The sequence below is a fragment of the Streptomyces sp. NPDC059166 genome (genome assembly GCF_042755185.1).
Classification (GTDB): domain Bacteria; phylum Actinomycetota; class Actinomycetes; order Streptomycetales; family Streptomycetaceae; genus Streptomyces.
Genome location: NZ_JBHZCI010000018.1, coordinates 82544 through 107121 on the forward strand (window position 1 = coordinate 82544; position 24578 = coordinate 107121).

General features: G+C 72.3%; 23 protein-coding genes and 1 tRNA gene. 13 read left to right on the plus strand and 11 right to left on the minus strand.

All coding sequences use genetic code 11. The features are described 5' to 3' along the window. Positions 1 to 3: 3 nt before the first annotated feature. From ACFXOA_RS15995 to ACFXOA_RS16015, 5 genes are all read left to right on the plus strand, one after another. Complete coding sequence (locus ACFXOA_RS15995) at positions 4 to 948, plus strand: ABC transporter ATP-binding protein (RefSeq protein WP_385027718.1); 945 nt, start codon at positions 4 to 6, stop codon at positions 946 to 948. Then, positions 948 to 1841: an ATP-binding cassette domain-containing protein gene (locus ACFXOA_RS16000; RefSeq protein WP_385027721.1), complete on the plus strand. Its 894-nt coding sequence runs from the start codon at positions 948 to 950 to the stop codon at positions 1839 to 1841. The genes ACFXOA_RS15995 and ACFXOA_RS16000 overlap by 1 nt, the downstream gene beginning before the upstream one ends. After that, positions 1838 to 4246: a glycoside hydrolase family 2 protein gene (locus tag ACFXOA_RS16005; RefSeq protein ID WP_385027724.1), complete on the plus strand. Its 2409-nt coding sequence runs from the start codon at positions 1838 to 1840 to the stop codon at positions 4244 to 4246. The genes ACFXOA_RS16000 and ACFXOA_RS16005 overlap by 4 nt, the downstream gene beginning before the upstream one ends. 251 nt (positions 4247 to 4497) lie before the next feature. Then, a tRNA-Leu gene (locus ACFXOA_RS16010) sits at positions 4498 to 4581 on the plus strand. Positions 4582 to 4994: 413 nt separating this feature from the next. Next, positions 4995 to 5882, plus strand: a complete 888-nt coding sequence (locus ACFXOA_RS16015) for a Bax inhibitor-1/YccA family protein (RefSeq protein ID WP_385027727.1) — start codon at positions 4995 to 4997, stop codon at positions 5880 to 5882. 78 nt (positions 5883 to 5960) lie between these two features. On the opposite strand, the gene ACFXOA_RS16020 is transcribed toward ACFXOA_RS16015, so the two are convergent. Beyond that, the gene (locus tag ACFXOA_RS16020) at positions 5961 to 6191 is read right to left on the minus strand and encodes a DUF4287 domain-containing protein (protein ID WP_385027730.1); all 231 of its coding nucleotides are present in this window, start codon (positions 6189 to 6191) and stop codon (positions 5961 to 5963) included. Positions 6192 to 6292: 101 nt separating this feature from the next. On the opposite strand from ACFXOA_RS16020, the gene ACFXOA_RS16025 reads away from it, so the two are divergent. Further along, positions 6293 to 6619 (plus strand): hypothetical protein, encoded by a 327-nt coding sequence (locus tag ACFXOA_RS16025; protein ID WP_385027733.1) that lies wholly within the window; start codon positions 6293 to 6295, stop codon positions 6617 to 6619. Positions 6620 to 6692: 73 nt separating this feature from the next. On the opposite strand, the gene ACFXOA_RS16030 is transcribed toward ACFXOA_RS16025, so the two are convergent. The 3 genes from ACFXOA_RS16030 to ACFXOA_RS16040 all read right to left on the minus strand — a co-directional run bounded on the left by ACFXOA_RS16030 (position 6693) and on the right by ACFXOA_RS16040 (position 10589). Then, the gene (locus ACFXOA_RS16030) at positions 6693 to 7553 is read right to left on the minus strand and encodes a hypothetical protein (RefSeq protein ID WP_385027735.1); all 861 of its coding nucleotides are present in this window, start codon (positions 7551 to 7553) and stop codon (positions 6693 to 6695) included. A gap of 460 nt (positions 7554 to 8013) precedes the next feature. Next, the gene (locus ACFXOA_RS16035) at positions 8014 to 9234 is read right to left on the minus strand and encodes an acetyl-CoA C-acetyltransferase (protein ID WP_385027738.1); all 1221 of its coding nucleotides are present in this window, start codon (positions 9232 to 9234) and stop codon (positions 8014 to 8016) included. A 311-nt stretch (positions 9235 to 9545) separates the two neighbouring features. Continuing rightward, positions 9546 to 10589, minus strand: coding sequence for an SGNH/GDSL hydrolase family protein (locus ACFXOA_RS16040; protein ID WP_385027872.1), 1044 nt, complete (start codon positions 10587 to 10589; stop codon positions 9546 to 9548). Between the two features lie 155 nt (positions 10590 to 10744). Between ACFXOA_RS16040 and ACFXOA_RS16045 the strand changes: the two genes are divergently transcribed. After that, positions 10745 to 12148 (plus strand): cystathionine beta-synthase, encoded by a 1404-nt coding sequence (locus tag ACFXOA_RS16045; protein WP_385027741.1) that lies wholly within the window; start codon positions 10745 to 10747, stop codon positions 12146 to 12148. A gap of 443 nt (positions 12149 to 12591) precedes the next feature. Here the strand turns inward: ACFXOA_RS16045 and ACFXOA_RS16050 are convergent, their stop codons facing one another. Continuing rightward, the gene (locus ACFXOA_RS16050) at positions 12592 to 13008 is read right to left on the minus strand and encodes a hypothetical protein (RefSeq protein WP_385027744.1); all 417 of its coding nucleotides are present in this window, start codon (positions 13006 to 13008) and stop codon (positions 12592 to 12594) included. A 130-nt stretch (positions 13009 to 13138) separates the two neighbouring features. On the opposite strand from ACFXOA_RS16050, the gene ACFXOA_RS16055 reads away from it, so the two are divergent. Then, positions 13139 to 13942 (plus strand): maleylpyruvate isomerase family mycothiol-dependent enzyme, encoded by an 804-nt coding sequence (locus ACFXOA_RS16055; protein ID WP_385027747.1) that lies wholly within the window; start codon positions 13139 to 13141, stop codon positions 13940 to 13942. A 52-nt stretch (positions 13943 to 13994) separates the two neighbouring features. Here ACFXOA_RS16055 and ACFXOA_RS16060 read toward each other — a convergent pair whose 3' ends face one another. Then, the gene (locus ACFXOA_RS16060) at positions 13995 to 14576 is read right to left on the minus strand and encodes a thioredoxin domain-containing protein (RefSeq protein ID WP_385027750.1); all 582 of its coding nucleotides are present in this window, start codon (positions 14574 to 14576) and stop codon (positions 13995 to 13997) included. A gap of 170 nt (positions 14577 to 14746) precedes the next feature. Between ACFXOA_RS16060 and ACFXOA_RS16065 the strand changes: the two genes are divergently transcribed. Next, positions 14747 to 15595 (plus strand): MurR/RpiR family transcriptional regulator, encoded by an 849-nt coding sequence (locus tag ACFXOA_RS16065; protein ID WP_385027753.1) that lies wholly within the window; start codon positions 14747 to 14749, stop codon positions 15593 to 15595. A gap of 138 nt (positions 15596 to 15733) precedes the next feature. Further along, on the plus strand, positions 15734 to 16273 hold the full coding sequence (locus tag ACFXOA_RS16070; protein WP_385027874.1) for a hypothetical protein: 540 nt from the start codon (positions 15734 to 15736) through the stop codon (positions 16271 to 16273). A 10-nt stretch (positions 16274 to 16283) separates the two neighbouring features. Here ACFXOA_RS16070 and ACFXOA_RS16075 read toward each other — a convergent pair whose 3' ends face one another. The 5 genes from ACFXOA_RS16075 to ACFXOA_RS16095 form a co-directional block, all read right to left on the minus strand. Beyond that, positions 16284 to 16658, minus strand: a complete 375-nt coding sequence (locus tag ACFXOA_RS16075) for a hypothetical protein (RefSeq protein ID WP_385027756.1) — start codon at positions 16656 to 16658, stop codon at positions 16284 to 16286. Between the two features lie 83 nt (positions 16659 to 16741). Continuing rightward, on the minus strand, positions 16742 to 17206 hold the full coding sequence (locus ACFXOA_RS16080; RefSeq protein WP_385027759.1) for a roadblock/LC7 domain-containing protein: 465 nt from the start codon (positions 17204 to 17206) through the stop codon (positions 16742 to 16744). A gap of 38 nt (positions 17207 to 17244) precedes the next feature. Then, positions 17245 to 18045: a winged helix-turn-helix domain-containing protein gene (locus ACFXOA_RS16085; RefSeq protein ID WP_385027762.1), complete on the minus strand. Its 801-nt coding sequence runs from the start codon at positions 18043 to 18045 to the stop codon at positions 17245 to 17247. Continuing rightward, complete coding sequence (locus ACFXOA_RS16090) at positions 18042 to 18437, minus strand: hypothetical protein (RefSeq protein ID WP_362540679.1); 396 nt, start codon at positions 18435 to 18437, stop codon at positions 18042 to 18044. The genes ACFXOA_RS16085 and ACFXOA_RS16090 overlap by 4 nt, the downstream gene beginning before the upstream one ends. Positions 18438 to 18639: 202 nt before the next feature. Further along, positions 18640 to 19989, minus strand: coding sequence for an APC family permease (locus ACFXOA_RS16095; protein ID WP_385027765.1), 1350 nt, complete (start codon positions 19987 to 19989; stop codon positions 18640 to 18642). 126 nt (positions 19990 to 20115) lie between these two features. Here ACFXOA_RS16095 and hutU point away from each other — a divergent pair, with 126 nt between their 5' ends. From hutU to ACFXOA_RS16110, 3 genes are all read left to right on the plus strand, one after another. Next, complete coding sequence (gene hutU / locus ACFXOA_RS16100; RefSeq protein WP_385027768.1) at positions 20116 to 21780, plus strand: urocanate hydratase; 1665 nt, start codon at positions 20116 to 20118, stop codon at positions 21778 to 21780. Between the two features lie 131 nt (positions 21781 to 21911). Continuing rightward, positions 21912 to 23126, plus strand: coding sequence for an allantoate amidohydrolase (locus ACFXOA_RS16105; protein ID WP_385027877.1), 1215 nt, complete (start codon positions 21912 to 21914; stop codon positions 23124 to 23126). Then, entirely contained in the window at positions 23117 to 24487 is a 1371-nt protein-coding gene (locus tag ACFXOA_RS16110; RefSeq protein ID WP_385027771.1) for a formimidoylglutamate deiminase, read from the plus strand. The genes ACFXOA_RS16105 and ACFXOA_RS16110 overlap by 10 nt, the downstream gene beginning before the upstream one ends. Positions 24488 to 24578: the final 91 nt, after the last annotated feature.

Below are 24578 nucleotides of genomic sequence, written 5' to 3' on the forward strand. Positions count from 1 at the left end.
CCCATGACGCTGACGGTCAACGACCTGCGGGTCCACTACCGCACGCTGCGCGGCGAGGTCCGCGCCCTGGACGGCGTCGGCTTCGACCTGGCCGACGGCGAGATCCTCGGACTGGCGGGCGAGTCCGGCTGCGGCAAGACCACCCTCGGCAAGTCCCTGATCCGGCTGGACGGCCGGATGAGGCACGTGGGCGGCACGGTGACGCTGGACGGCGAGGAACTGCCGCTCTCCGACGACCGCGCGATGAACGCCTACCGCTTCCACCGGATCTCACTCGTCCCGCAGTACTCGATGAGCGCGCTCAACCCGACGCGGCGCATCGGCCGCATGATCCGCGAACTCCTCGCCTCACGCGGGGTCACCGTGGACACGGACGAACTCCACCGCCGCCTCGCCCTGGTGGGACTCGAACGCGGCGTCCTGGACCGCTACCCCATCGAACTGTCCGGCGGGATGAAGCAGCGCACCGTGATGGTGATCTCCACCCTGCTCGACCCCTCCGTCCTCGTCGCCGACGAGGTCACCTCGGCGCTCGACGTCTCCAACCAGCAGGCCGTCGTGGGCGCCCTCACCGGGCTCCGTGACAAGGGGCTCGTCAACAGCATGATCTTCGTGACCCACGACCTCGGGCTGACCTCGCACATCGCCGACTCGATCATGGTGATGTACGCGGGCAAGCTCGCCGAGAAGGCCCCCACCAAGGCGCTGACGACCGAGCCCCGTCATCCGTACACGAAGATGCTGATCGGCTCGCTGCCCCAGGTCGGCGCCCGCTACGAGGACAAGCCGCTCAGTGGCATCGAGGGCTCCCCGCCCTCCCTGCTGAACCCTCCCGCGGGCTGCCGCTTCCGGGACCGCTGCCCGGTCGCCGACACCCGGTGCGAGCAGGAGCCGCCCGTGGTCGAGATCGCCCCCCGCCACACCGTCGCATGCTGGAAGGCGGCCTGATGCTCACGCTCGACAACGTCACCAAGACCTTCCGGGCCGGCGCCTTCGGCGGCGGATCCACCACCGCCGTCGACCGGGTCTCCTTCGAGGCGGCCCCCGGCGAACTCGTCTCGCTCATCGGCGAGAGCGGCAGCGGCAAGTCCACCATCGGGCGCATGGTCCTGGGCCTCACCGAGGTCAGCTCCGGCAGCCTCACCCTGGACGGCGAACGGGTACGCCCCGGCAAGGACTTCTACCGCCGCGTGCAGGGCGTCTTCCAGGACCCCTTCAGCTGCTACAACCCCGTCTTCAAGGCCGACCGCGTCTTCACCCTCGTCCGCCGCGCCTACCACCCGGGCGTGTCCGACAGGGAGTGGGCCGACCGCGTGGAGAAGGCCGTACGGGACGTACGCCTGGACCCCGGGCAGGTGCTCGGCCGCTACCCGCACCAGCTCAGCGGGGGACAGCTGCAACGCCTGCTCATCGCCCGCGCGCTCCTCCTCGACCTGCGCTTCCTGGTCGCCGACGAGATCACCAGCATGCTCGACGCGTCCACCCGCATCGACGTGCTCAACCTCCTCGCCGGTCTCAAGGAACGCGGGCTCGGCGTCCTCTACATCACCCACGACCTCTCCCTCGGCACCTACCTCGCCGAGAGGACGGTCGTCCTGCGCGACGGCCGTGTCGTCGAACGGGGCGACACCCAGAAGGTCTTCGGCAACCCGCTCCACCCCTACACCCGCACCCTGCTGGCCGCGGTGCCCCGGCTGAACCAGCCCTGGACGTCCGCCGAGCCGGTGGAGGAGTGCGCGTACCACCGGGGCGGCGCCCCCGGCACCGGCCTGTACGAGACCGAGCCGGACCACTTCGTCGCCTGCGCCGGACTCCCCGACTGCGGAAGGACCCCCGCGTGACCTCTCGCCACCTGACGCCCCTGCACGACGGCTGGACGCTCACCGCCGAGGGGCCCGTACCGGTCCGCCTGCCGGAGGGCGGCCTCCCGGCGACCGTTCCCGGCTGCGTCCACACCGACCTGCTGGCCGCCGGGCTGATCGACGACCCCTACCTCGACGACAACGAGACACGGCTCGGCTGGATCGGCCGCACGGACTGGACGTACCGCACCACCTTCGAGTGGTCCGCCGACGCGCACACCTCCACCGACCTGTGCTTCGACGGCCTCGACACCGTCGCCACGGTCCTGCTGAACGGCACCGAGGCCGGGGCCGCCGCCAACCAGCACCGGAGCCACCGCTTCCCCGTCCGGCACCTGCTGCGGGAGGGCTCCAACACCCTCGCCGTCCGCTTCACCGCGCCCTACACCTACGCGGAGGCGCTGCGCGACAAGCTCGGCGACCGGCCCGGTGCGTACACCGAGCCGTACGCCTTCATCCGCAAGATGGCCTGCAACTTCGGCTGGGACTGGGGGCCGACCCTGGTCACCTCGGGCATCTGGCGGCCGGTCGCCCTGGAGTCCTGGACCGGGCCGCGCATCGGCGGGGCCAAGGTCCTCGGCGACCTCGGCCCGGACGGGGTGCCGCGCCTCTCCGTCACCCTGGAGGTGGACCACGACGGCACCGGCGGACCGACGGGTTCGGTCGAGGTGCTCGGCGCGAGCGCCGTGTTCGTCACGGACCCCGGCGAGCGGCGCGTCTCCGTCGTCCTGTCCGTGCCCGACGCGGAGCCGTGGTGGCCGCACAGCCACGGCGAGCAGCCGCTGTACGACGTCACCCTGCGCCTCGGCGAGGACGTCAGGAAGGTCCGGACCGGCTTCCGGGGCGCCGGGCTGGAGCGCGAGGCGTTCCGGATCTCCGTCAACGGTGAGCCGGTCTTCGTCCGCGGGGTGAACTGGATCCCCGACGACTGCTTCCCCGCCCGCCTGACCCGGCGGCGGATCTCCGACCGTCTCGACCAGGCGATCGCCGCCGGCGTCAACCTGATCCGCGTCTGGGGCGGCGGCCTCTACGAGAGCGACGACTTCTACGAGCTCTGCGACGAGAAGGGCCTGCTCGTCTGGCAGGACTTCCCCTTCGCCTGCGCCGCCTACCCGGAGGAGCAGCCGCTGTACGACGAGGTCGAGGCCGAGGTCCGCGAGAACCTCGTGCGGCTCTCCCCGCACCCCTCGCTGGTCCTGTGGTGCGGCAACAACGAGAACCTGGAGGGCCACGCAGACTGGGGCTGGCAGGAGAAGCTGGAGGGCCGCACCTGGGGCGCCGGCTACTACCACGGACTGCTGCCCGCCCTCTGCGCCGAACTCGACCCCTCGCGCCCCTACTGGCCGGGCTCGCCCTACTCCGGTTCCCCGGACCTTCCCCCGCAGGACCCCGCGCGGGGCACGGTCCACCTCTGGGACGTGTGGAACCGGGTCGACCACCTCCACTACGCCGACACCGCCCACCGCTTCGTGGCGGAGTTCGGCTTCCAGGGCCCGCCCGCGTACGCCACCCTGCGCCGGGCGGTGAGCGGGCCGCTGGAACCGGGCAGTCCGCTGCTCGCCCACCACCAGAAGGCCGAGGACGGCGACGCGAAACTGCTCCGGGGCCTCGGCGACCACCTCCCGCAGCCCGGATCGTTCGACGACTGGCACTGGGCCACCCAGCTGAACCAGGCCCGCGCGGTCGCCTTCGGCATCCGGCACTTCCGCTCGCACACCCCGTACTGCATGGGCTCGATCGTGTGGCAGCTGAACGACTGCTGGCCCGTGGTGTCCTGGGCGGCCGTGGACGGAGACGGCCGCCGCAAGCCCCTCTGGTACGCGCTGCGCTCGGTGTACGCGGACCGGCTGATGACCGTACGGGACGGAGCGCTGCACCTGGTCAACGACTCCCCGGACCGCTGGGAGGGCACCCTGCGACTGACCAGGCGCACCCTGGGCGGCGACGTCCTCGCCGAGGAGTGCGTCGAGGTCGGCACCGGCGCCCGGGACGTCACCCGTGTGCCGCTGCCACCGTCCGTCGCCGTGCCGGACGATCCGGCCCGCGAGGTGCTGGTGGCGGAGCTCGGAGATCTGCGAAGGGTCGAGTTCTACGCGGAGGACACCCGGGTCGCACTGGAGCCCGCCCGGTACGAGACGGCCGTGACACAGGGTGACGGATCCGGTGGCGGGTACCTGGTCACCGTGACGGCCGGGACCCTGCTGCGTGACGTCGCGCTCTTCCCGGACCGCCTCGATCCGGCGGCCGAGGTCGACGACATGCTCGTCACCCTGCTGCCCGGCGAGAGCGCGGTCTTCCACGTCACCGGCGCGGTGCTGGACGACCCCGGCGCGCTGGGGGCGCGGCCGGTGCTCCGGTGCGTCAACGACCTGGCCCGAGGATGAGGTGGCGCGCCCCCTGGCGGACGGTGGCGCGACCCCTGGCGCTTGAGGCCGTACGGGTGCGGCGAGTTTCCGTCATTCCCCTTTGCCGCTTTCGTTCCCGCCCTCCGGGGCGGGCGTGTGCTGATGCGACGGGAGTTGTCTGACGGACCATCACGAGATCGATAAAATAAGACAACATCGAGCGAATGTTCCGCTGTTCGAGGGATGCCCCCCGATAGGGTCTTGTGCCAGACGCGGAGCCGCGCGCCCACGCCCGGGTGGTGGAATGCAGACACGGCGAGCTTAAACCTCGCTGCCTCCTCGGGGGCGTGCCGGTTCGAGTCCGGCTCCGGGCACTCACCGCTCGGGTCCCAGGACCCCGACCAGGCCGGTGAGTGCACCGGGGGACGGCTCGCGGTGAGGCCGGGCGCGAGGGATTCCGGACGGCCGGCGGGGTGACGGCGGGTTCCGCCCCCGAAGCGGAGCGGGTCCGTACGCTCACTCTCCGTGAACGTGGACGCCCGGTGGCCTCGCGGGCGAATGCACCCTCCCGGACCCCTTCGGCCCGCGCCGGGTGCGACCTGACCGGCGGCGCGCCGCACGGACCGGCCCGTGTGCCGCTCCTCCTGATTCCGGCTGGTCGCGCGGGGGAAGGAGGAGCCTGCCGGGGCGCGATCCCTGAAAGATCCTCCTCTGGCACTAGGGTGATTCTTTTGCCTACCCATTACTCTTGACGCAAGGCCACGCACGGTGGCCATGGAGGAGTGAAATGAGGAGCAGCAACCCGGTCTTCTCGCGACGGGGGTTCAGCCGCGACAACGGCTACGCGGGCTTCAACGCGGCGCCGCAGGCCGGGGCCCCCGCCACGGGTGCCAACCCGTACGCGCAGGGCACCGCCGCCAACCCGTACGCCACGAACCCCTACGCCCAGCAGGACACCCAGTACGGCGCCCCGCAGGCGCCCGCGCGCTCCGGCGCGATGACGATCGACGACGTCGTCACGCGTACGGCGATGACGCTGGGCACCGTGGTGCTCACCGCCGCGCTCTCCTGGGCCCTGCTGCCCGTCGACGAGGCCAATCTCGGCAAGTCGTACGGCATCGGAGTCGGCGCCGCCCTGGTGGCGTTCGTCTTCGCGATCATCCAGTCCTTCAAGCGCAAGGCCTCGCCCGCGCTGATCCTGGCCTACGCGGCCTTCGAGGGTGTCTTCCTCGGGGTGATCTCCAGCACGGTCAGCACCTACATCAGCCCCGGCACGGTGATGCAGGCGGTCATGGGCACCATGTGTGTCTTCGCCGGTGTCCTCATCGCGTACAAGATGCGCTGGATCCGCGTCACCCGCCGTTTCTACGGCTTCGTGATGGCCGCGGCCATGGGCTTCGTGCTCCTGATGATGGTCAACCTGCTGTTCAGCGTCTTCGGTGGCGGTGACGGCCTCGGCTTCCGCAGCGGCGGGCTCGGCATCCTCTTCGGAGTCATCGGCATCATCCTCGGCGCGTGCTTCCTCGCCCTGGACTTCAAGCAGGTCGAGGACGGCATCGCCTACGGCGCACCGCGCGAGGAGTCCTGGCTTGCGGCCTTCGGCCTCACCCTGACCCTGGTGTGGATCTACCTGGAGATGCTGCGTCTGCTCTCCATCCTCAACGGGGACGACTGACCCCGTAGCCCGACGACGGAACGGCCCGCAGGCACCGCCTGCGGGCCGTTCCGTCGTATCGGGTGGGGGCGTGACGGCTCAGCCGAGCCTTCTCGCGGCCCGCCTCAGATCGTGCTCGTGGATGATCGCCTTGGCGTGGCCGTAGGTGAGGTCGTGCTCGCCCCTCAGCCAGCTCACCTTCTCCTCGAAGCGGAGGAGCGAGGGGCCGTCGTCGACGGTGCGGAGCCAGTCGGCGATGTCGCGGCCGGTGCACTGGGGGGTCCGGGACAGCAGGTTGCGACGGGTTTCTTCGGAGAAGACTTGAGACATCGGCGCCTCCGACGCGGTACACGTTGCTGGACCTTCCCGGCACCGTGCCCGAGCGGCGGCGCGTTTGGCAACCGTCGTGCGGGGGCGCGTAGGGTCACGGCGTGCTCGATACGACTCCCTTGATCACCGCCGTGGACCGAATCGCCGACCGGCTGCGGAGCACCCCGCAGAGCCGGCTCCAGCGTGGCGTGGCCGCCGAGGCCCTGGCCGCGGCCAGGGAACTGTCCGCGCGGGCCCAGCGCGCCGAGGAGCCCGGCGCCGAGCTGAGGATCATGCCGGACGCCGGGATGTTCGCCGTCGGCGACCAGTTCGCGGTGGCGGGCCGGGACCTGGCCGTCGCACTGGAAACGGCCTCGTCCCAGGAGCTGGACGAGGCCGTGCGATGTGTCGACGAGGCGGCTGCGAGGGTGTTCGCGACCGGTCCCTAGCAGCCGGGGCCGGCCGCCCGGTGCTCGGCGTGCGCCGCGGGGATGCCCCGAGCCCGGTCGGGGCGCCGTGGCGTCAGAACGAGGCGATGACGCGGTCGGCGAGGATGTAGACGTTCTCCTCGCCGCACGAGAAGGTCAGCGCGTAGGCACCGGACACCCCGGAACCGCCCAGCAGTACCGGCTGCCGGCCCGAGCGCAGCGAGTCCGCGAGGCGTTCCGCCGTCTCCCGGTGGCCGGGCGTCATGCACAGGGTCGTGCCGTCGGCGAAGACGTACACGTCGAGCGTGCCCAGCGGGCCCGGGCGGACGTCCGTCAGCTCCGTGGCCGTGTCGGCGAGCCGCTCCAGCCGGTTCACGGTGCGCTCGTGGTCGGTGACGACCGGTGTCTGCACGGGGACGAAGTCCGGGTGCGAGGGGTGACGGCGGCGCGCCGCGGCCAGCTCGGGGGAGTCGTCGGCGTACTCGGCGTAATCCGTGGCCTCGGCCTCCGGCCGGTCGGTGAGCCCTGCCAGCTCCACCAGCTCGTCGAGTGCGTCACCGGCCTCCAGGTCCATCGCCTCCAGGCCCGCGAAGTCGCTCTGCCTGGGCATGAAGAACGGCACGTCCTCGCCGAAACCGCCCAGCAGCGAGGGTGCGTCGGCGGCGTCGCGCGCCTCCTGCGCGGCCCAGAAGGCGCGGGCTTCGGCGAGCTCGCGCTCGCGCTCCTCGGCGAGCGCGTCGGCGACGGCCGCGCGTATCTCCTCGGCGGGTGTGCCCGCGCTCCGGTTCTGCTGCTGAGGCACCGAGGCGTCGACCCGCCGGCCCTCGGCCAGCTCCGCGCGCAGGGCGGTGACCTGCTTGCGCAACCCGTGAGCGGCGTGCACAGCGGCGGCGCCGACAGCCGTGGCAGCGGCGGTGGTCAGCAACAGGGCAAACGGCATGGCGCTCACTGACATACTCCCGGTTTCGATCGACACCCCCGACTTCCTACATCAGCTTGTCCTGTACGGGCGCCTGCTGTCAGTGCATTACGTCACGAAATGGACAGGTCTTTGTGCCCGATGTTTGGCCCTGTGGCTGATGTGACCTGCAGGAACGACTCTCCCCCGGGACGTAGATCACATCCTGGGGGAGATTCGGTCACGATCGGGGCTCAGGCCGGTTCGGCAGCCCGCTGAGCAGCGGCTCAGCTCAGCCGCACACCCCTCGTGGTCGCGCTGAGCCTCGCCTGCGCTGCGGGCTGGGGGTGCCCCCGGCCGAAGGCTGGGGGAATGGCGCCCTCCTGCGTCGGACGCCCTCTACCCTCCGCTGCGGCTCAGCTCAGCCGCACACCCCTTGTGGTCGCGCTGAGCCTCGCCTGCGCTGCGGGCAGATGGCGCCCTCCTGCGTCGGACGCCCTCTACCCTCCGCTGCGGCTCAGCTCAGCCGCTCGATGACCATGGCCATGCCCTGGCCGCCGCCGACGCACATCGTCTCCAGGCCGAACTGCTTGTCGTGGAACTGCAGGCTGTTGATCAGCGTGCCGGTGATGCGGGCGCCGGTCATGCCGAAGGGGTGGCCGACGGCGATGGCGCCGCCGTTGACGTTGACCTTGTCCAGCGGCAGGCCCAGGTCGCGGTACGAGGGGATGACCTGGGCGGCGAAGGCCTCGTTGATCTCGGCCAGGTCGATGTCGTCGATGGTCAGCCCGGCGCGCTTCAGGGCCTGCTTGCTGGCCTCGACCGGGCCGTAGCCCATGATCTCGGGGGAGAGACCGGAGACGCCGGTCGACACGATGCGGGCCAGCGGGGTCAGGCCCAGCTCACGCGCCTTGGTGTCCGACATGATCACGAGGGCGGCGGCGCCGTCGTTGAGCGGGCAGCAGTTGGCCGCCGTGACGAGACCGTCGGGGCGGAACACCGGCTTCAGGCCCTGCACGCCCTCCATGGTCACGCCCGCGCGAGGGCCGTCGTCCTTGGCGACGACCGTGCCGTCCGGCGTGGTCACGGGGGTGATCTCCCGCTCCCAGAAACCGTTCTTGAGGGCTTCCTCGGCGAGGTTCTGCGAACGGACGCCGAACTCGTCCATGTCCTGGCGGGTGACACCCTTGATCCGCGCCAGGTTCTCGGCGGTCTGCCCCATCGCGATGTACGCGTCCGGGACGAGGCCCTCCTCGCGCGGGTCGGACCAGCTCGTGCCCTCCTGCTCGGCACGCGCGGCCGTACGGGCCTCCGCCTCGGCGAAGAGCGGGTTGCGGGTGTCCGGCAGGCTGTCGGAGTTGCCCTTGACGAAGCGGGACACCGTCTCGACGCCGGCGGAGATGAAGACGTCGCCCTCGCCCGCCTTGATGGCGTGCAGCGCCATGCGGCTGGTCTGCAGCGAGGAGGAGCAGTAGCGGGTGACCGTGCAGCCGGGGAGGTGGTCCATCCCCATCTGCACGGCGATGATGCGGCCCAGGTTGTTGCCCTGCTCGCCGCCGGGGAGGCCGCAGCCGAGCATCAGGTCGTCGATGTCCCTCGGGTCGAGCTCGGGGACCTTGGCCAGCGCGGTCTGGATGATGGTCGCGGTCAGGTCGTCCGCGCGCAGATCCTTGAGGGACCCCTTGAAGGCCCGGCCGATGGGCGAACGGGCAGCAGAGACGATCACGGCTTCGGGCATCACGCGGCTCCATGAGGGCTGGAAGGCAGGAAAGGCTGGGCTGCCTTGGAAGTTACCCGGACGTATAGCTGAGGTCACCCAACAGGTGATGTGATGCGGACCTCTTTTCTAAGCAACCGCTCAGTCGCCCGCATTGTTCCCCCGGCGCCGGACCGCCGCGGCCCTCTCCCGGGCGCACCCCCGCGTGTTCCTCCCGGGGTGCGCCCTGCTCGTCGCTCGTCCCGGGGCGCACCCTGCTCGTCGCTCGTCGCGGGCGCCCCCTGCCAGTCACTCGTCCCGGGGGTACCCGCCTCGTGCGGGAGGCGCCGCCCTCAGGCCCGCCGCCAGGTCGCGCCCGATCCGTGTCCGGGCAGCGGTCCGTGGCCGGACTCCGTCCCGGTGCCCTCGTGCGGCACCGGTTCGGTGTGGGCGGGAAGACGGCGGCGCCTGCGGTGCTTGAGCAGGGCCCAGGGCGCCCGCGCTCCCGTCACCTCGGTGCCCGCCTCCCGTGCGGCGCGGGAGGCGGCCTTGGCTACCGGCAGCATGCCCTCGCGGCGTGAGCCGTCCAGGTGGTCGGACTCCGGCCACAGGCCGAGCGCGGCGCAGAGCGTCGGCAGCATCGCCATCGAGGCGGTCGCGTAACCCTCGGCCGAGGGGTGGTAGTTGTCCGGTCCGAAGAGCTCGCGCGGGTTCGCCTCGAACTCGGGTCCGAGCAGGTCGCCCAGCGAGACCGTCCGCCCGCCCTGTTCCACCGCGCCGATCGTCTGCGCGGCGGCCAGCTGCCGGCTCACCCGCCGGGCCAGCCACCGCAGCGGCTGGTAGACGGGCTCGATCGTGCCCAGGTCGGGGCAGGTGCCCACGACCACCTCGGCTCCCGCCGTGCGCAGTCTCCGTACGGCCGTGCTCAGGCAGCGCACCGACTGGGTGGCCGGCATCCGGTGGGTCACGTCGTTCGCGCCGATCATGATCGCGCACAGGTCCGGAGGGCCGGACGGGTCCGCCAGCACCAGGGAGACCTGGCGCTCCAGGTCGTCCGACCGCGCCCCCGGCAAGGCCACGTTCCGGAAATCCACCGGGCGTTCCGCCACCGCCGCAAGCCCCGACGCCAGGAGCGCCCCAGGCGTCTGACCGGCTCTGCGCACCCCCTGGCCGGCGGCCGTCGAATCGCCCAGCAGGACGAAACGCAAGGGGTCCGCGGGGCCGGCGAAAGCCACCCCGTACCGTCCGTCCGCACTCGGCGGGACGGGAGCCTTGCCGCCGCCCACCAGCCGCTTCGCCAGCTGGACCTCGGCCAGTACCAGCCCCACCGTCGCGGCGCCGATCAGTCCGACGCTGCCGCCGCCGTAGGCCGCACCCGCCGCGATCCGCCGTGCCACCCTCGCCCTCGACACAGTCCGGTCCACCTCCTCCGTGCCGTACAGCCGTTCACAGCACTACCTGCCCCGTGGGGGGCGTAGCTCAATCGCTTCGCCCGATCTCCTGCCCGTACGCATACTCTTGGCGGACCATCACGGAGATCCCGGAGTACACGGTGCAATTCCACGATTCGATGATCGGTCTTGTCGGCAACACCCCGCTGGTCAGGCTGCGCAATGTGTCGGCAGGCATCCAGGCGACGGTCCTGGCCAAGGTCGAGTACTTCAACCCCGGCGGTTCGGTGAAGGACCGCATCGCGCTGCGCATGATCGAGGCCGCGGAACAGAGCGGTGAGCTGAAGCCCGGCGGCACGATCGTCGAGCCCACCAGCGGCAACACCGGTGTGGGTCTCGCGATCGTCGCCCAGCAGAAGGGCTACAAGTGCATCTTCGTGTGCCCGGACAAGGTGTCCACGGACAAGATCAACGTCCTGCGGGCGTACGGCGCCGAGGTCGTCGTCTGCCCCACCGCGGTGGACCCGGAGCACCCGGACTCCTACTACAACGTCTCCGACCGTCTGGTCCGTGAGACCCCGGGGGCCTGGAAGCCCGACCAGTACTCCAACCCCAACAACCCGCGCTCGCACTACGAGACCACGGGCCCCGAACTCTGGGAGCAGACGGACGGGCGGATCACCCACTTCGTCGCCGGTGTCGGCACGGGCGGGACGATCACCGGCACCGGCCGCTACCTGAAGGAGATCAGCGGGAACCGTGTGCGGGTCGTCGGCGCCGACCCGGAGGGGTCCGTGTACTCGGGCGGCTCGGGACGCCCCTACCTGGTGGAAGGCGTCGGCGAGGACTTCTGGCCCAGCGCCTACGACCGTACGGTCACGGACGAGATCGTCGCGGTCTCCGACAAGGACTCCTTCCAGATGACCCGGCGTCTCGCCAAGGAGGAGGGCCTGCTCGTCGGCGGCTCCTGCGGCATGGCGGTCGTCGCGGCCCTGGAGGTGGCCTCGCGCCTCGGCCCCGACGACGTGGTGGTCGTCCTGCTGCCGGACAGCGGCCGCGGATACATGAGCAAGATCTTCAACGACGAGTGGATGGCGGACTACGGCTTCCTCGAGGACAGCGGTCCGTCCGCCCGGGTCGGCGCGGTGCTCGACTTCAAGGAGGGCCCGCTGCCCTCACTCGTCCACATGCACCCCGAGGAGACGGTCGGCGAGGCCATCGACGTGCTCCGGGAGTACGGCGTCTCGCAGATGCCCATCGTGAAGCCGGGAGCGGGACACCCGGACGTCATGGCCGCGGAGGTGATCGGCTCGGTGGTGGAGCGGCAGCTCCTGGACGCGCTGTTCACCCAGCGGGCGACGCTGTCGGACCCCCTGGAGAAGCACATGTCGGCCCCGCTGCCGCAGGTCGGCTCGGGCGAGCCGGTCGAGGACCTGATGGCGGTGCTCAGCGGCACCGACGGCGCCGACGCGGCGATCGTCCTCGTCGAGGGCAAGCCGAAGGGTGTCGTGAGCAGGCAGGACCTGCTGGCCTTCTTGGCGAAGGACGCGGTCTCCAAGGCGTAGGCCGTGCCCGGCCGCGGGTGCCGTTCCCGGGGCGGGGTGCGCCCGGACGGCGGCGCGGCCCGGGCACCCGTCCGGGTTGCCCGCGACTCCGGCCGTCCGCGCGGGCGGCGCGTTTCCGTACGTCGCGAAAAAGGTACGAGCGCGACACGTCGCCGCAGCACCGGCTTAACACGGCTCCGGCAGAGTGATGGGTGTCGGCAGGGAAACCCGCCGGCACCCGAGACGGCGACACGGACTACGGAGCGGCTCCCGGACCTCCACCGTCGCCCGGACGCGACACCCGGCCCTGACCCGGGACCGCGTCCCTCGCGGGGACCGCCGTCGTCCCGCCCCCCGGCAACGGGGGTGCGGCGGTCCCCGCGACTACTCGTGCGCCCGCCACGTATCGCGGTCGCCCTCAGCTGACGGCCTCGGCTCTCCCGGCCGGCGTGCCGCGCCCGCCCTCAGCCGTCCCAGCCGGAGGATGCGGACCGCCGCCTGTCCCGGCCCCACGGCCATCCGCGTGCCGCGTGCACCGCGTTCACACCGACGATGCCCAGCCAGGCCACCACGAGCCCTTCGATCCCCGCGTTGGCGACGCCGATCGCGGACAGCGGGATCGCCAGGACCAGCGACACGGCACCAAAACCGAACCGCTCCCCGAAGCCCGGCCCCGCCGGCCGCGCGGTCCCACGCGCCTCCGCCGTCCGCCGCTCCGCGGCGCTCCGCCGCAACCGCTGTCCGTGCGGGCCGGCCAGCCGCTCCTCGACACGTTCCAGGAACGAGTCGATCAGGGCGGAGTCGTAGTCGGGCCCCAGCTCACGGCGGGCCTGCAGGGTGGCGTCGAGCTCTCGCCTGAGCTCCGGATCACGGGCGTCCATGCACCCACGGTACGAATCCGGGAGGCCCGGGACAGTGGGGCTAGCCCCCCAGTTCCGGGGCCGGTCCGCCGGGCGCGGCGGACGCCCGCCTGTCGGCGTAGCGTGGATGCCGGGAGAGGGAGGCGAGCCCATGGCCACCATCACACCGTCCGCCCGGGCCATACCCCGCACCACCGGCACGAGAGCCCGGCTGGTCAACGAGGCCGAGCTACGGGCCACGCTCTCCACATACCGTGAACTCGCGGACGAGGACTGGCGGCGTCCGACGCCCTGCACAGGCTGGACGGTCAGGGACATGCTCGCCCACACCGTCGGCCAGTACGAGGAGCTGCCGCGCCCCTGGGTCGCCGTCCGCCGCATCCGCGGGGCCGCTCGCAGTCATCCGCACCTCGGCAGACTGGACGGACACAACGAGGCGCAGATCGAGGACCGCCGCGCCGTACCGGGGCGCGAGCTGATCGGCGCCCTCGCCCACTTCGCACCCCAGGGCCTCGTCGCGCTGCGGCGCATACCGGCGGCCGTACGGCGGCGGATCCGGCTGAGCGTGCTCTACCCGGAGGCCAAGGCCCTGCCCGACGACTCGGTGGACTACCTCGGCAACGTCCTCATCACGCGGGACACCTGGATGCACCGGGTGGACCTGGCCGACGCCACCGGCACCGAGCCGGTGCTCGACGGGCACGACCGGGAGATCGTCGCCCAGGCGGTGCTCGACCTGGCACTGGCCTGGACCGGACCGGCCGTGGAGATCGACCTCCACGGCCCCCTGGGCGGACGGCATCTGCTGGGCACCGGGGACCCGGCCGCCACCCTCCGGGCCGACGCGCTCGACTTCGCCCGCCATCTCTCGGGGCGGCGGGTGCGCGGGAGTCTGGACGTGGAGGGCGAACCCGCCGCACGGAAGGCGCTGACCGCCGCCCGTGTCGTGTTCTGACCGCGGCGTCACGAGCCGTCCGGTCACGGGACAGGCCGGCCCGCGAGGCGGCTCACCGGGGGGCGACCTCCGCGAGGAACGCCTCGGGCGTGACCGCGTACCCCATCGGGTTGATGACGGGGACCGGGACACCGTCCAGCAGGACCGTGGGGGTGGAACGGACGCCGCTCTCCTCGAAGGCCGCGGACACCTGCGCCGCCCACGGCAGGTAGGTGCGCTCCGAGACCTTCTGCCGGAAGGCGTCGGTGTGCAGCGCCTCGACCTCATCGGCCAGCCTCAGCAGGTTGGCGCGGTCCGAGAAGGCGTCCACCTCCTCGCTGGGCTGATCGGCGTACAGGGCCCGCAGAAGGTGCAGGAACGGCTTCTGCCCCTCGTCCGCCGCCGCTCCCAGCACGGCCAGGGCCTCCAGGGAGCCGCTGCCCCCGGCCGAGGCGTCGATGAAGGTGCCGAAATGGTGGTCGATCGCGAAGCTCCCCTCGTCCGCGGCCTGCTCCATCACGGCCCCGAGGCCCAGTTCCATGCGCTTGCAGAACGGGCAGCGCAGATCGGCGTAGACGCTCAGCACACGGGCGGCGTCGGAGTCCCCGTAGCGGACGACGGTGCCGCCGGGCCCTCTGGTGTTGGCTGGGATCATGACCCCAGGTTCGGCAGGGCCGGCCGGTCCCGCAATGCGAGCGGCCGGACGGGCCACGGCGTACGCGGGCGTGTCCGGTCCCCGGGCTGTATATGGACATGCAGACCGCTTGCTGGCTGAATGGATTCTCCGGCGCCGGAGCGGTGCGGTGGAGATCTGGAGGGGACACCATGAGCGGGAGCAGCCCGGCCGCGCGGTTGCAGCGGCTCTTCGAGGGGCGGCGGCTCACTCCCACCCAGCGGCGCATCGCGCACTCCATGGTCCGCGAGGCCGCCGACGCCCCCTTCCTGTCGAGTGTGGAGCTCGCCGAGCTGGCCGGCGTCAGCCAGCCCTCCGTCACCCGCTTCGCCGTGGCGCTCGGCTTCGACGGATACCCCGCCCTGCGCAGGCACCTCAGGGAGGTCGCACCGGCCGGGGACGCGGGCGGGGAGGACACGGGGGAGACCCTCAACGAGTACCAGCAGGCGGTGCTGGCCGAGATCGAGAACCTGCGGCAGCTTTCCGGGCTGCTGGCCGACCCCGCCCCCGTCGAGCGGGCGGGGAGGCTGCTCGCCGAGTCCCGGCCGCTGCCGGTGCTGGGCCTGCGGGCCGCTTCCTCGCAGGCCCGCGGGTTCGGGTACTTCGCCGCGAAGGTCCACCCCGACGTACGGGTCCTCGACGAGGGCGGAAGCATGCTGTACGACCGCGTCGACGCCGCCAGGCGCGCGGGTGCGAGCGCGCTGATCTGCTTCGCGCTGCCGAGGCACCCGCGGGAGGTGGTCGACGCCCTCGCGTACGCCCGGGAACAGGGGCTGACCACGGTGACCGTCGCCGACTCGGCGTTCGCCCCGGTCGCCGCCCACAGCGATCTGCTGATCCCGGCGGCCGTGGGGACGGGGCTCGCCTTCGACACCGCCTGCGCCCCGATGCTGCTGGGCCGGGCGCTCCTGGAGGCCATGTGCGACGGGCTGCCCGAGGCACAGGCCCGGCTGGAGGAGTTCGACGCGAGGGCCGCCGCGCGGGGGCTGTTCCTCGACTGAAGCCGTCCCGTCGGGAGGGCCCCTGCCGTTCTCAGAAACCGCTCATCCGCGCCCGTTAACCTCCGCCACCGGAAGGCTCGCAGGGAGCCGCGGGAATGAGGTGCGGACGTGGGACGGGGAGCGCAGTCGTTGGCGAGGGTGGCCGTGATCGTACGGGCCGGGGCCGCGCCGCTGTGGTGGCCGGGCCTGCTCGCGGCGGCCGTCGGGGCGTTCGTCCCCGGACTCGCCGGGCGGCGGATCGGGCTGACGGCCGGCGCCGCGCTCTTCCTGATCGCCCTGGCCCTCGTGGCGTTCACCCGGAACGGGCGCTACGCGGAGCTCGCCCGGGGAGCGACGCGGGCGGGGCGGGGCGACTTCCTCCAGGACCGGGACGTGACCGTGCGGAACTGGCGGCGCACCCACCGCTGGTGGCTGCTGGGCGCGTTCCTGGCCGCGGTCGCCGGTGCGTACGTACTGCCGGGCGCGGGCGGGCTGCTGCTGGCCGGCGCGGGTGCGGGCCTGTGGCTGAAGGCCGCCAGGATCGGGCGGCGCGAGCGGAGCGAGGACGTCCTGTACTGGGTGCGCACCGACCGGGTGGAGGGCGGACGGCCCGCGGGCAGGCGGGTCGAGGGCTACCGGACGACCGGGCCCATGGCGGGGGACGCCGCACCCGGTGGGGCGCGGCGTCACCGCCGGTGAGAGGGCTGGTTCAGACCTCCAGCGTCGCCTCGATCTGCCGCAGCTGGTGCCGGGCCATCGCCAGGTTGGCCCGGCTGCCGTCCAGCACCAGGTAGAGGAAGAGACCGTTGCCTCCGCGCGCCTTGAGCAGGCGGATCAGGTGGTACTGGGTGCCCAGGGTGATCAGGATGTCCTCGATCTCGTCCTTGATCCCGAGGTGCTCCATCGTCCGCAGCTTGGCCCGGACCACGTCGGTGTTCCCCGCGGCGGCCACGTCGAGATTGAAGTCCTTGCCGCCGCCCAGGGTGCCCAGCGCCATGCCGCTGGTGTGGTCGACGAGAGCGACGCCGGTGGCCCCCTCGATCGACGACATCGCTTCCTTCAGTGCCGTTTCGGTGTTGGCCATGATGTCCGTTTCCTTTCAATGGCCGGCCGGGCGGCCGGTCCGTCGACTCGGTGTGCGTGAGTGCGTGTGTGCGTGTCCGGGTGTCATGTGGGGTCCGGAGTGGTGGTGCGGCGCGGCAGGGTCCGCTGCGCCGGACGCGGAGGCGGTACGGGGGCGTCGGCGCGCTCCTGCGCCGCGTCCACCACTTCGCCGATCCGCGCGCCCGCCCTGCGGCCCTCCAGATGGAGCCGCCCCACGTTGATGCGGTCGTCGGCGAGCAGCGTCAGCACGGCGGAGGAGCCCGCCGCGTATGTGGCGATGTAGCCGCTGGTGCCGCGGATCAGGAGCTCCCGGAACCCGCCGCGGCCGGTGGCGTCGGCCATCCGGATCGAGACTCCGAGAGCGGCGGCGGTCAGTGCGGCGACCCCCTCGGCCTCGATCCCCGGGGTGTCGTGGGCGACGATCAGGCCGTCGGTGCTGGCGGCCAGCCCTCCCGTCAGGAGCGGGACCCGGGCGCGTAACCGCTGGAGCTCGTCGAGGACATCCTTCACTTCGGCCTCGGGCACCATCAGCTGTCTCCTCCCGGCACGCTGTCTGAGCGCGCGTATCACAGGGCCTCCAATGCGTCTCTGAGGCGGCGCAGCAGGGCGACGTCGGGGTCTGTCGTCACCTCGGGCAGCGTGGGGCGGCCGGGCTCGGCGGCGGATGCGGGCAGGGCCGGACGGACGGCCTCGACCAGTCCGGCGGCCGCGAGCCGGCGCAGATCGACCAGGATGTGGAAGGCCGACCGGCCCAGTTCCCGGGCGATGTCGGTGGCCGTGCGCTCGCCGTCCACCAGGGCCAGGACACGGCGCTGGCGTGGTGGGACGGACGCGTCCACGTGGTGTGCGGTGAGGGTGAGGGGGGCGCTGTCGGTCAGCGCGTCCGGCCAGATGCGGTCCAGTAACTCCCGGCGCCTGAGCGTCTCGCGCTGCACGGCGTGCACGGGCACGGGGCGGACCGGGCCGATCCAGTGGGAGACGCCGTAACGGAAGCGGGCCGGGCTGTTGGTGGGGGCCAGCGCGAAGAAGGCCGCGTCGTACAGCGCTCCCAGGTGGCAGAGTTCGAGCGCCCCGCCGGGGATCCGCCCGCTGTCCACCAGATAGCGGCCGACCCGCTGCCCCGCGCCGGCCTGGGCGACCGCGTCCCACCAGCCTTCGGAACGCAGGGCTCCGCCGGTGGTGAGCAGGACGTCGATTCCGGGTGTCGCCGGGCTCTCCGCGTGGACGACCTGGCCGTCGGCGAGATACAGGGTCCCGCGGTCGCGCATCAGTGCGCCGGTTGCGCGCTCCGCCGCGAGCCGCTGCAGCATCGGGGAGGGCGCGGACAGTTCGGTGGTGCCGGGGCCGGCGGTGGCGGTGGGACTCATGCCAGGACCAGCCGGTCGACGATCTCGCCGAGCCGTATGCGGGCCAGGGCGAGGTTGCCCTCGGCGCGGTCCAGCCACAGGTGGAGGAAGACGCTGCTGTCGAAGGCCGTCTCGACGAAACGGAGGATGTGATAGCCGGGTGCCGTGGTGACGATGACGTCCTCGACCGCGGGTGCCGGCGGCCCCGCGGACAGGGCGGCCTGCGCGAACACCGGTTGTTCCGCGGCCATCCTGGCCACCTCCGCCGTCTCGGCGGCCGTGGCCTCGTGGTCGCCGTTGGGCGACTCACCGATCGTGCCGAGCGCCAGACCACTGGTCCAGTCGACGACCGCGGCACCACGGGCACCGGGCAGTCTCATGACTTCGATCAGGCACTCGTCGATTCCGGGCAACGCGAACTCCCCTCCCGACGCGGTGTACGGGTGTGATGGAGAGGCTACGCAACGTGTGTGTGCCCTGTGGGAGTTCTGGCATTTTCCATTGGTACATGCGAACGGCGGTGTAAAGGAGCCCAGGTGGACGCGCGGCAGCCGGTCGGAACTCGTCCGACCGGCTGTCCGTCGTGGTGCGGAATCCGACTGCGGATGTCCGTCGTCAGGCCTCTTCGCGGGCGGACATCACCACCTTGTTGACCACCCAGAGGCCGATTCCGATCAGCAGGAGGATCCCGGCGCGGATGTAGACGTCCGCCGCCCGGTCGGCCAGGGGGCTGGCCAGGATCAGGGAGGTGATCGCCCCCAGTACGGGGAGCGCCGTCGGCGCCCGGAAGTGGCGGTGCTCCACCCGGTCCTTGCGCAGCACCAGTACGGCGATGTTGACCACGGCGAACACGCACAGGAGCAGGAACGAGGTGGTGTCGCCGAGGCCCTCGATCTCCCCGGTCGACACGAGGCCGACGGCGAGGACGGTCACGAAGACGATGCCCACCCACGGCGTGCGCCGCTTGGCCAGGACACGGCCCATCGCGCGGGGCAGGATGCGCTCGTTGGCCATGCCGTAGCAGAGGCGCGAGGCCATCATGATGTTGATCAGGGCCGAGTTGGTGACCGCGAACAGGGCGATCAGCGCGAAGAGCTTCGGCGGGAAGTCGACGCCGCCCGCCTTCACCACCTCCAGCAGCGGACCGCTCGACCCCTCCAGGGTCCGGGAGTCCACCAGCAGGGAGGAGACCAGGGCGACCAGCACGTAGATGGTGCCGGTCACCGCGACGCCGATGAAGATGGCGCGCGGGAAGGTGCGGGCCGGATCGTGGGTCTCCTCCGCCATGTTCACCGAGTCCTCGAAGCCGACGAAGGCGAAGAAGCCGAGCGCCGTCGCCCCGAGCACGCCGGTGAGCAGCGCGTAGCCGGTGCCGCCCGTCTCCAGCTCGGTGAGCCGGGAGGGCTCGCCGCCCCCGGACAGGACGGCGTACGCGCCGATGGAGAGGATCACCACCAGTCCGCTGAGCTCGACGAGGGTCAGTACGACGTTCGCCTTCACCGACTCGGCGACGCCCCGCAGGTTGACGGCGGCGAGGGCGAGGATGAACAGGATCGCCACCAGGGTGGGCGGCAGGGCGTGCGTGAACTCGCCGAGGTAGTCGCCGCCGAAGGCGCGGGCCGCCGCGCTGGCGGAGGACAGGCCGGAGCACATGACCATGAAGGCGACGACGAAGGTCAGGAACGGGACCTTGAACGCCTTCTGGGTGTAGAGCGCCGCCCCGGCGGCCTTCGGGTACTTGCCGACGAGTTCGACGTACGAGGCCGCCGTGAGGATCGCGACCAGGAACCCGATGAGGAACGGCAGCCAGAGGGCTCCGCCCACCTTGCCCGCGACCTTGCCGGTCGTGGCGTAGATGCCGGTGCCGAGGATGTCGCCGATGACGAACAGGATGAGCAGCTTGGGGCCGATGGCCCGCTTGAGCGCGGGCTCACCGGACGAGGTCGCCGACTGCGGTGCGGACATGGGGCCTCCCCGTGGGTGTGGTGCCGGAAGGCCTTCCCGGAGAGACGCGGACCTCACCTGTTGACTAGGACTATTCAGCTAGACAGGATGTGAATAGGTGAGTCACATTCGCGAGGAGGCATCCCCATGTCAGGACCCCGGCCCGTACGGGCACCGCGCGGTACGGAGCTCAGCGCCCTGGGATGGCAGCAGGAAGCCGCCCTCCGCATGCTGCACAACAACCTCGACCCCGAGGTCGCCGAACACCCCGACGAGCTCGTCGTCTACGGGGGCACCGGCAAGGCCGCCCGCGACTGGCGCTCCTTCGACGCCATGGTCCGCACCCTGAGGACGCTCAGGCAGGACGAGACGATGCTCGTCCAGTCCGGGCGGCCCGTCGGTGTGATGCAGACCCACGAGTGGGCGCCGCGCGTCCTGATCGCCAACTCCAACCTGGTCGGCGACTGGGCCAACTGGGAGGAGTTCCGCCGTCTCGAGGCCCTCGGCCTGACCATGTACGGCCAGATGACCGCCGGGTCCTGGATCTACATCGGCACCCAGGGCATCCTCCAGGGCACGTACGAGACCTTCGCCGCCGTCGCCGCCAAGCGCTTCGGCGGCACGCTCGCGGGAACCATCACCCTCACCGCCGGGCTCGGCGGCATGGGAGGCGCCCAGCCGCTGGCGGTCACCATGAACGACGGAGTCGCGATCTGCGTCGACTGCGACCCCCGTGCCATCGAGCGCCGCATCGAGCACAAGTACCTGGACGTGCGGGCCGACTCCCTGGAGCACGCGCTCCAGCTGGCCGTCGAGGCCCGCGACGCCAGGCGCCCGCTCTCCATCGGCCTGCTCGGCAACGCGGCCGAACTGCTGCCCCGGATGCTCGCCGAGGGCGCACCCGTCGACATCGTCACCGACCAGACCAGCGCCCACGACCCGCTCGCGTACCTCCCCGTCGGCGTCGACTTCGACGACATGGCCTCCTACGCCGCCGAGAAGCCCGCCGACTTCACCCGGCGCGCCCGGGAGTCGATGGCGGCCCATGTCGAGGCCATGGTCGGCTTCATGGACGCGGGGGCCGAGGTCTTCGACTACGGCAACTCCATCCGCGGCGAGGCGCAACTCGCAGGCTACGGGCGTGCGTTCGACTTCCCCGGGTTCGTCCCCGCCTACATCAGGCCGCTGTTCTGCGAGGGCAGGGGACCCTTCAGGTGGGCCGCGCTGTCCGGCGAGGCCTCGGACATCCACAAGACCGACAAGGCGCTGCTCGACCTCTTCCCCGAGAACGAGTCCCTCCACCGCTGGATCAGGATGGCCGGGGAGCGGGTCCACTTCCAGGGCCTCCCGGCCAGGATCTGCTGGCTGGGCTACGGCGAACGCGACCGGGCCGGCGAGCGCTTCAACGACATGGTGGCGAGCGGCGAGCTCGCCGCACCCCTGGCCATCGGGCGCGACCACCTCGACTGCGGCTCGGTCGCCTCGCCCTACCGAGAGACCGAGGCCATGCTGGACGGCTCGGACGCCATCGCCGACTGGCCGCTGCTCAACGCCATGGTCAACGTGGCCTCCGGGGCGTCCTGGGTGTCCCTGCACCACGGGGGCGGTGTGGGGATGGGCCGCTCCATCCACGCGGGACAGGTCACGGTCGCCGACGGCACCGCGCTCGCGGGCGAGAAGATCCGGCGGGTGCTCACCAACGACCCCGGGATGGGGGTCATCCGGCACGTCGACGCGGGGTACGACATCGCCGGGTCCGTCGCCGCGGACCAGGGCGTGCGTGTCCCGATGACGGAGGACGAACCCCGGTGAACACGGCTGACGACGGTGAGGCCGCGGCAGGGGAGCACGGCGGCGGACCGGTGACGGACGCGCGGGCCGGCGTACCGTCCACGTCCGGCCCGCAGGCCGGAGCCGGGGCCGCGCCGCAGTCCTTCGACGCGATGTGGCGCGGCCTCGCGCCCCTGGGCCGGCACCCGGGAAGCGGCGGCTACCGGCGCTACGCGTGGTCGGAGGCGGACCTGGAGTGCCGGGAGTGGTTCCGGGCCCAGGCGGAGTCCCGAGGGCTCGTCCACGAGACCGACCGCAACGGCAACCAGTGGGCCTGGCTCGGCGACCCTCTCGCCGGGGACGCCGTGGTCACCGGGTCGCACCTCGACTCCGTGCCCGACGGCGGGGCCTTCGACGGCCCGCTCGGCGTGGTGTCCGCCTTCGCCGCCCTGGACGAACTCCGCCGCAGGGGAGCGGAGTTCACCAGACCCTTCGCCGTGGTCAACTTCGGGGACGAGGAGGGGGCACGCTTCGGTCTCGCCTGCGTCGGCTCCCGGCTCGCCGCCGGGCAGCTGACCGTCGAGCAGGCGCACCGGCTCCGCGACGCCGACGGTGTCCCGCTGCCGCGGGCCATGGAGGCGGCCGGGTACGACCCCGACGCCATCGGTCCCGACCCGGGACGCCTCGCCAGGATCGGCGCGTTCGTCGAACTCCACGTGGAGCAGGGCCGCGCCCTCGACATCGGCGGGGACCCGGTCGGCGTCGCCTCGGCCATCTGGCCGCACGGCCGCTGGCGGTTCGACTTCCGCGGGGAGGCCAACCACGCCGGCACCACACGGCTCGCCGACCGGCGGGACCCGATGCTCCCGTACGCCGAGACCGTGCTCGCGGCCCGGCGCGAGGCGGAGCTCGCCGGCGGCCTCGCCACCTTCGGCAAGATCGCCGTGGAGCCGAACGGGGTGAACGCCATCCCCTCCCTCGTGCGCGGCTGGCTGGACTCGCGCGCCGCCGACCAGGCCACCCTGGACGCCGTGGTGAGCGGTGTCGAGCGGACCGCCCGGGAGCACGCCGGACGCGCCGGGGTCGATCTCGACGTCGTACGGGAGTCGTTCACCCCGGTGGTGGACTTCCAGCACGCGCTCCGGGACGAGATCCGCCGGCTGCTGGACGAACCGGGCCCGGACCGCTCGGGGCGCACCGTGCCCGTGCTCGGCACGGGCGCGGGACACGACGCGGGCATCCTGTCCGCCTCCGTGCCGACGGCCATGCTGTTCGTACGGAACCCCACCGGGATCTCGCACTCACCCGCCGAGTACGCCGCGGAGGACGACTGCGTGGCCGGGGTGGGGGCACTCGCCGACGTACTGGAAGGTCTCGCGTGCAGCTGACAACGCAACCGACGGGCACACCGGTCACCGCGACGTACTGGATGTCGCACGCCTGGCTCGGCACCCATGTCGAGCCGGGCGTCCTCCTGGACGTGGCGGGCGGACGCATCGCCGGGGTCCGGACCGGCATCGACGCCCCGCCGCCCGGAGCCACCGTGCTGGACGGGCTGACCGTCCCCGGCCTGGCCAACACCCACTCGCACGCCTTCCACCGCGCCCTCCGCTCCACCGTCCAGGTCGGTTCCGGCACCTTCTGGACGTGGCGCGAGACGATGTACCGGACGGCGTCCCGGCTCACCCCCGACACCTACTACGACCTGGCCCGCGCCACGTATGCGGAGATGGCGCTCGCCGGGATCACCGCCGTCGGGGAGTTCCACTACCTGCACCACGCGCCGGGGGGAACTCCGTACGACAACCCCAACGCCATGGGGGAGGCGCTCATCGCCGCCGCGGCGGAGGCGGGCATCCGGATCACCCTGCTCGACACCGCCTACCTGGCGGCCGGATTCGGCGAGAAGCCCAGCCGGCACCAGCAGCGCTTCTCCGACACCACCGCCGACGCCTGGGCCGAGCGCGCCTCCCTCCTCAAGGGCGACGACGACATGGTCGTCATCGGCGCCGCCATCCACTCCGTACGCGCCGTACCGGCGGGGCAGCTCTCCACCGTCGCCGGATGGGCCCAGGAGCGGTCCGCGCCCCTGCACGTCCACCTCTCCGAGCAGACCGCGGAGAACGAGGCATGCCTCGCCGCCCACGGACGCACCCCGGCCCGCCTCCTCGCCGACCACGGCGTCCTCGGCCCCCGCACCACCGGCATCCACAACACCCACCTCGCCGCCGAGGACATCGAACTGCTGGGCACCTCCCGGACGGGCACCTGCATGTGCCCGACCACCGAACGCGACCTCGCCGACGGCATCGGCCCCGCCACCGCCCTCCAGGGCGCGGGCTCCCCCCTCTCGCTGGGCAGCGACAGCCACGCCGTGATCGACCTCTTCGAGGAGGCGCGGGCGATGGAACTCCACGAACGGCTGCGCACCCATGTACGCGGCCACTGGACGGCGGCCGCCCTGCTGCGGGCCGCCTCCGCCGACGGGCACGCGGCGCTCGGCCGCCCGGACGCGGGCATCCTCGAACCGGGGGCGCCCGCCGATCTCACGACCGTCGCCCTGGACTCCGTCAGGACCGCCGGACCCGTCCCCCGGCTGGCAGCCGAGGCGGCCGTATTCGCCGCGACCGCCGCCGATGTGCGGCACACCGTGGTCGCGGGACGGCACATCGTCCGCGACGGGAGGCACACCCGGATCGAGGACGTGCCCGGAGCGCTCGCCTCGGCCGTGGCGGCACTGCACGGCTGACCCCGACGGACGCGCCGCCCGCGCGACCGCGACCCACGCCCAGGCCGGCCCGCCCCGCGGCCCGGCCTGCCGAACCCGACGAAAGCCGCAC